This is a genomic window from Bacillus stratosphericus, assembly GCF_020524495.1.
Lineage (GTDB): Bacteria > Bacillota > Bacilli > Bacillales > Bacillaceae > Bacillus > Bacillus stratosphericus_B.
Genome location: NZ_JAIVLB010000069.1, coordinates 1 through 5,573 on the forward strand (window position 1 = coordinate 1; position 5,573 = coordinate 5,573).

Sequence of the window (5,573 nt, forward strand, 5' to 3'; positions counted from 1 at the left end):
TATCAGCAAATGGTGTACGCTCAAAAACAAATTCGAAGGGGCGACTGTTTGTATGAGCATTAGAAAAGTCTTTGGTTTAGTTTCTTTTGCAGTTATGATGTTGATTGGCAGTTTATACGCCAGTCATGCAAATGCTGTGATCGAGCTTGCTGTGAGAAACGGGACATGATTTGGACAGACCTTTAGGGTCTGTTTTTTTGTTGAGCAGCATGGTCAAAAAATCAAAAAAAAATCTCCCCCTGCGGGGAAATTTGGTTTAGTCTTTGGTCTTTTAGGTTTTTGGGTTTTGATCTTTTAAAAAGATGGCGGTTTCGCCAGCTTTTTGGGCGATTTTGACGGAGTCAGAATCGTGTTTTTTCTTATCTTGATACATATAGAAACAATGAGATTTTCAAGAAGTGCGATAAACCCCCTGCTGTCAAGGGTTCAAGGGTAATTTGACAGTGAAAAACCCCATCTGCTATTATTAAAGTGCCAACCAAAATAATAGATTGCTAGAGAACTAGCGTCAGAAGGAGTTTTTTTATGTGTAAAACATGTGATTTTGTTAATCCTAATTCAGATTATACCATCCTTGAGGACAAAACCGCAACAGGAAAAAAGCGGGATTGGAGAGGAAAAAAGATGAGATCGTCACTTGTGGCGGCTCATTATGAGGCTTTAGAAAAACGGACCGGTGCGCCTTATTTTTTGAAAAAGGCTGATAAAGTGTGTGATTGTGCAGAATATCTTGTGTTTAAAAGAGATAGAAAAACGGGCAAGTTAAAGCTAACCCAAGCCTATTTTTGTAAAGTGAGGTTATGCCCTATGTGTGCGTGGCGAAGGTCGTTAAAGATTGCAAGTCATAATAAATTGATTGTCGAAGAAGCAAATAGGCAGTATAAGCCTGCATGGATATTTCTTACGTTGACGGTGAAAAATGTTGAGGGCGACGATCTAAAGAAGACCATTTCTGATATGATGAAAAGCTTTAATAGATTGATGAAATATAAAAAAGTTGATTCTGCGGTGCGTGGGTATTTCAGAGCTTTAGAGATTACAAAAAATCATGAAAAAAATACATATCACCCGCATTTTCATGTGTTGATTCCTGTTCGTACTGGTTACTTTGGTAAGAACTATATTAATCAAAAAGAATGGACAAGCCTTTGGAAGCGTGCAATGAAGTTGGATTACATACCGATTGTGCACGTGCAGCGGGTCAAAGGAAAAAAGAATATTGATGCGGAAGCGATTGAAAAAGAAGTGCGCAAAGAAATGGAAGAACAAAAGGCGATTCTTGAAATTTCAAAGTATCCTGTCAAGGATACGGATGTCATACGTGGGAATGAAGTGACCGAGGAAAATCTTGATACGGTCTATTATTTGGATGATGCACTTAGTGCAAGACGGTTGATTGGATATGGAGGGATCTTGAAGGAGATTCATAAGGAGTTCAATTTGACGGATGCCGAGGACGGGGATCTTGTCAGAATTGATGAAGATGAAGACGAGGTAGCCAATGAGACGTTTGAGGTCATGGCGCATTGGCATGTTGGCATTAAGAATTATATAATCACATAGAAAAACAGGCTCCAGTAAGAGCCTGTTTTTCTATTAATATTTTTTTCCGAATCGTGTTTGATGACTTACCTTTTTTACAAGTTTCTTACGCTTTGAATCTTTGTAGATAGATAAAACAAATTTGTTGTTCCAGTAACCGTTTTTCGGACTGTAGTACGTTTTGAATGTGTAATGAAAGACTTTTTGACCTGTTGGCCCTGAAGCGGAAGTTACTGCTGAAGCAGCTAAAGCTACTGCTTTCAGTGTTAAGACTGCGCCAGCTATAGCACCTGTTCCCGTTGGTAATGCTAAAATTGCACCTGTCACAACAACAACAATAGCAACAGTGATGTTGAATTTGTTTTTATAGGTTTTCACCAGTCTCCATTGGTAATCTTTGTTTGACTTTGCGCTAATCTCGCCGTTTTCTTTGATTAATTCTTGTCCAGCTTCTTTAAATTCCTTGACGTCCAATAATTCATTGTTGATACGAAGTTCTTCTTTTGCTCGGTCAAAAGAAACGGTATCTACTTGTTCACCATTATCAATGGTTATTGTTTGAGTGCTACCTTTGGTTACAGAATTGAACGTATGTAGTTTGCCTTCAATTTCAGTTTGATAAGACTCTTTAATTTCTTGCGGTTGTTGGGTTGCTGCGGCTACTGTTTGTAATGGAGCTGTTAAGAATAACATCAGACCTAGCATTACGATTATGAACTTTTTCATTTTGACTATTTCCCCCTTGTTTTTGTGCGATAATACACACATGGATAAAAAATGTTATTTTATAAAAAAAAGGTAATTGAGGAGTGATTGATGTGTTTTGGAATTGGGTAGTAGGCATGATCGGGATAATCATAGGAGCGTGTATCTTCGCAACGGAGTTTGAAGATGCTACTTTCTTCACTCGCTTTATTTTTAAGTTTATTGCGATTTTGCTCATTGTGCTTTCAGTTACTTTTATTAAGTGGCGGCGTAAAAAAATACAACAGAATAAGGCTTAGTTCTCCCTCCTTTTTTTGGGCATCTTCATTCTTATTCCTCCTTATGGATTAAATAACAAATTAAGGTTATCTAATTAAAATGAGTGTAGCAATGGATTTAAGATAGATTTAAGAAAAATGTTTTTTTGGTTGCGGTGTCCGCAATCATTTTTTTATTTTTTAGAGCTTCGTTTTGAGGAATATTTTTGTGGTAGAATCCGTTCACTGTGGAGGTGAATGTGATGACGATTGTAATTAATGTGTTGTACTTTGCTGTTCATTGCATTGTGGTTTGAAGAAGCAGAAGAAGCCGACAATTGAGTCTTCTTTTTCTTTACACGCTTGACGGAAATCGGGAGATTTTAGCACGCACACAGGGGTGTGTATAAGTGCGCCATTGTCATGGTTGTCCTATTTCCAAAATTGCCACCACTTTTTTTGTTGAGCTGCAGCAATCATTTTTTTTGTTTCAATGGATTCTTTCAAAGCGAGCATGAGATTTTCATCTCGCTTTTTTTGTTGTTCTTCAAATTGTTCGAGTCGTTTTAGGATGGCCCGATTGAATTCCTCTTGTCTTTGAATGAGATCGGCGACATTGATATCTTGTAGCGGTGTAGCGGTATCCGATATGGACAAGTTTGACCGATACAAGGTCGCTACAAGTTTGGCTACTTCTTCTAGTGATTTACCACTCAATTTAGAGTGTGTGTATATATACTCCATAGCGGATAAATCGGACTCATTATACTGACGCCATCCCTTAGTGTCTCTGGCGAAATGATAGCCGTTTTTCTCAAGCATGGCGGCGTATTTGCGTATTGTGACGCTGGAGACATTGAGCTTGTTTGCAATGTCTTGTGAAGAAAGATAGGTTTCGGGTTTCATAGCGGGTTCACCTCTTTATGATTCATTCGCTACGGTATACGCTACGCCCTCCTAGATCAAAAGGCAAAATGTTTTTCTTTTGTATAGCGGGTTGAAAGGAAAGAATTTTTGGTGAGTGAGGCCGGTCTCACTTCATGGAAAAGGAAAAGAGCAAAAGAAGAACGAATATGTCATGAGTCAACGGTAAGCGGAACGAAGAGAGCATTAAGGAGTTGACTCATTCACGAGACCCAAAAGCCTGTTAATCAAACAAACCCCGTTTGTTTGCGCCAGCCGAAGGGGCATCCCCCGAAGAACGGGGGTAGGGGGTTTGAATATTTGCGATCCAACGGGCTGACCGTTGGTGGGTTTGGGCAAAGCCCAAGAAAGGCGGTCCGATGATGAAAATGACAAGAGAGAGTTTTGAAAAAGGCATGAGATATGCGAAGGCGACACACGCCATTGAAGGAATTTATCTTATAGCTGACGAGGAAGAATTATTATGGCAGCATGCATCTGGTCAGATCACAGATGAGTAATTTGAGAGAAAAGCCCTTGAATTGGCTTATAAAGTGATATAATAGATTTCCAATATCCTGTTCCTAGTCAGTTTGGCGAAGGTGCGAAGCGTAAGGGCGGCGGCAGTCGCCTGAGTGGCAACGAAAAGCGAAGCACCGAGAGCCAAACGGGAACCCCCCCATGCTAACAGGGGGGTAGTACGCAAGATGAAAATAAAACGTATAAAAAAACATATCGTGCATTTCAAAAATGCCGTTGAGAGCGTTCAGATTCGATTCTGAGCGCTTTTATTTTTGTTCAGGTAATTGAAATAGGGGAAAGGGTTAAAAACGATTATAAGGGCTTTAAAATGCGTTTTTTCGTTTTGTCTGCTGAAATAATCTAGAAATCTGTTTGCGAGATGCCGAAAATTTTCAAAACTGGAACGCAACAGGGTTTTAAGCGTATTTCATATGCTAGTATTTAACATAAAACGGTAAAAATGAGGGGGATGGAAATGAAAGCTGTATCTTCAGCAGAGGTCGGTCAGAAGATTAATGAGTGGTATCAACATATAAAAAAACTCAATGTAACAGATGCTGAAATGCTTCGGAGCGAAATAAGAGAAGAATTAGATATGATGGAGGAAGATGAGCAAGCTGTTCTTTATTTTCAGTTGATGGATTTCCGTCATGAACAAATGCTTGAATACGTGAATCCAGTTGAGCAGAAAGTGAACAAAGCTGAATACTTAAGAGCAGTCGAAGGTCAGGGAAGAAAGTTCACTGGAATCCTTGAATACTACTTCAATTTTTTCAGAGGGATGTATGAGTTTTCGCAAGGTGAATACATCACTGCGATTACTTTTTATAGACAAGCAGAAAAGCGGCTAGATCGGGTAGCTGATGAAGTTGAAAGAGCTGAGTTTTATTACAAAATGGCAGAGATTTTTTATCATATGAAACAAACTCAAATGTCCATGTACTACATTATGCTAGCTCTTGATACATATAAGGCTAATCCGACTTATGTGATTAGAGAAATTCAATCTCGCTTTGTTATATCAGGTAACTATGATGATTTTAACCGTCCTGAAAAATCTATTCCTCATTTGCAGGAAGCCTTGAAAAGAGCGCAGGCCATTAAGGATGGATTGATGACTGGGATCACTTTGATGAACTTAGGAAATACATATCAGCGACTAGGAAAATATGAAGCTGCCTTGAATTACTTGCAAGATGCTGAAGGTTTTTTGAAAGCTCATACTCATATCAAAATCGTATATTATCAGCAGGCTCTTATTAATTTCAAAATGGGTAATGATGAAATTGCGAATGACTATTTGAACGAGGGTATTGAGTATTTGAAGTTAAATCCCGATAAGTTGTTTAGTTCTTTATTTGATTTTCTTATAAATTTATATACGAAGCCACTATGTATTGATGAGCTGATGGAGATATTGAAACGTTTTGATGATGTCAGAGGTTATCCATATTTAGAAGAACTGGCTTTAGAGTCCGCAGAATTTTATACTGAAAATGGGCGTATGGAGGATTCTGTATATTTGTATCAGCAAATGGTGTACGCTCAAAAACAAATTCGAAGGGGCGACTGTTTGTATGAGCATTAGAAAAGTCTTTGGTTTAGTTTCTTTTGCAGTTATGATGTTGATTGGCAGTTTATACG

General features: G+C 38.6%; 5 protein-coding genes. 3 read left to right on the forward strand and 2 right to left on the reverse strand.

What is annotated here, in order from left to right; translation table 11 throughout:
* The first annotated feature begins 525 nt into the window (after nucleotides 1-525).
* Complete coding sequence (locus LC033_RS16175; protein ID WP_226570197.1) at nucleotides 526-1,563, forward strand: protein rep; 1,038 nt, start codon at nucleotides 526-528, stop codon at nucleotides 1,561-1,563.
* 33 nt (nucleotides 1,564-1,596) lie between these two features.
* Here LC033_RS16175 and LC033_RS16180 read toward each other — a convergent pair whose 3' ends face one another.
* Both LC033_RS16180 and LC033_RS16185 read right to left on the reverse strand, forming a co-directional pair.
* The gene (locus tag LC033_RS16180; protein ID WP_226570199.1) at nucleotides 1,597-2,268 is read right to left on the reverse strand and encodes a hypothetical protein; all 672 of its coding nucleotides are present in this window, start codon (nucleotides 2,266-2,268) and stop codon (nucleotides 1,597-1,599) included.
* A 668-nt stretch (nucleotides 2,269-2,936) separates the two neighbouring features.
* Nucleotides 2,937-3,410 carry a DUF3967 domain-containing protein gene (locus LC033_RS16185; protein ID WP_226570201.1) on the reverse strand — a complete coding sequence of 158 codons (474 nt, stop codon included), beginning with the start codon at nucleotides 3,408-3,410 and terminating at the stop codon, nucleotides 2,937-2,939.
* A 380-nt stretch (nucleotides 3,411-3,790) separates the two neighbouring features.
* Here LC033_RS16185 and LC033_RS16190 point away from each other — a divergent pair, with 380 nt between their 5' ends.
* The gene (locus LC033_RS16190) at nucleotides 3,791-3,928 is read left to right on the forward strand and encodes a hypothetical protein (RefSeq protein ID WP_226570203.1); all 138 of its coding nucleotides are present in this window, start codon (nucleotides 3,791-3,793) and stop codon (nucleotides 3,926-3,928) included.
* A 476-nt stretch (nucleotides 3,929-4,404) separates the two neighbouring features.
* On the forward strand, nucleotides 4,405-5,517 hold the full coding sequence (locus LC033_RS16195; protein WP_226570205.1) for a Rap family tetratricopeptide repeat protein: 1,113 nt from the start codon (nucleotides 4,405-4,407) through the stop codon (nucleotides 5,515-5,517).
* Nucleotides 5,518-5,573 lie beyond the last annotated feature (56 nt).

Excerpts from the sequence above, each read along its gene's own strand:
- LC033_RS16175 (WP_226570197.1), top strand. The coding sequence starts at position 526 with ATGTGTAAAACATGTGATTTTGTTAATCCTAATTCAGATTATACCATC.
- LC033_RS16180 (WP_226570199.1), bottom strand. The coding sequence starts at position 2,268 with ATGAAAAAGTTCATAATCGTAATGCTAGGTCTGATGTTATTCTTAACA.
- LC033_RS16185 (WP_226570201.1), bottom strand. The coding sequence starts at position 3,410 with ATGAAACCCGAAACCTATCTTTCTTCACAAGACATTGCAAACAAGCTC.
- LC033_RS16190 (WP_226570203.1), top strand. The coding sequence starts at position 3,791 with ATGAAAATGACAAGAGAGAGTTTTGAAAAAGGCATGAGATATGCGAAG.
- LC033_RS16195 (WP_226570205.1), top strand. The coding sequence starts at position 4,405 with ATGAAAGCTGTATCTTCAGCAGAGGTCGGTCAGAAGATTAATGAGTGG.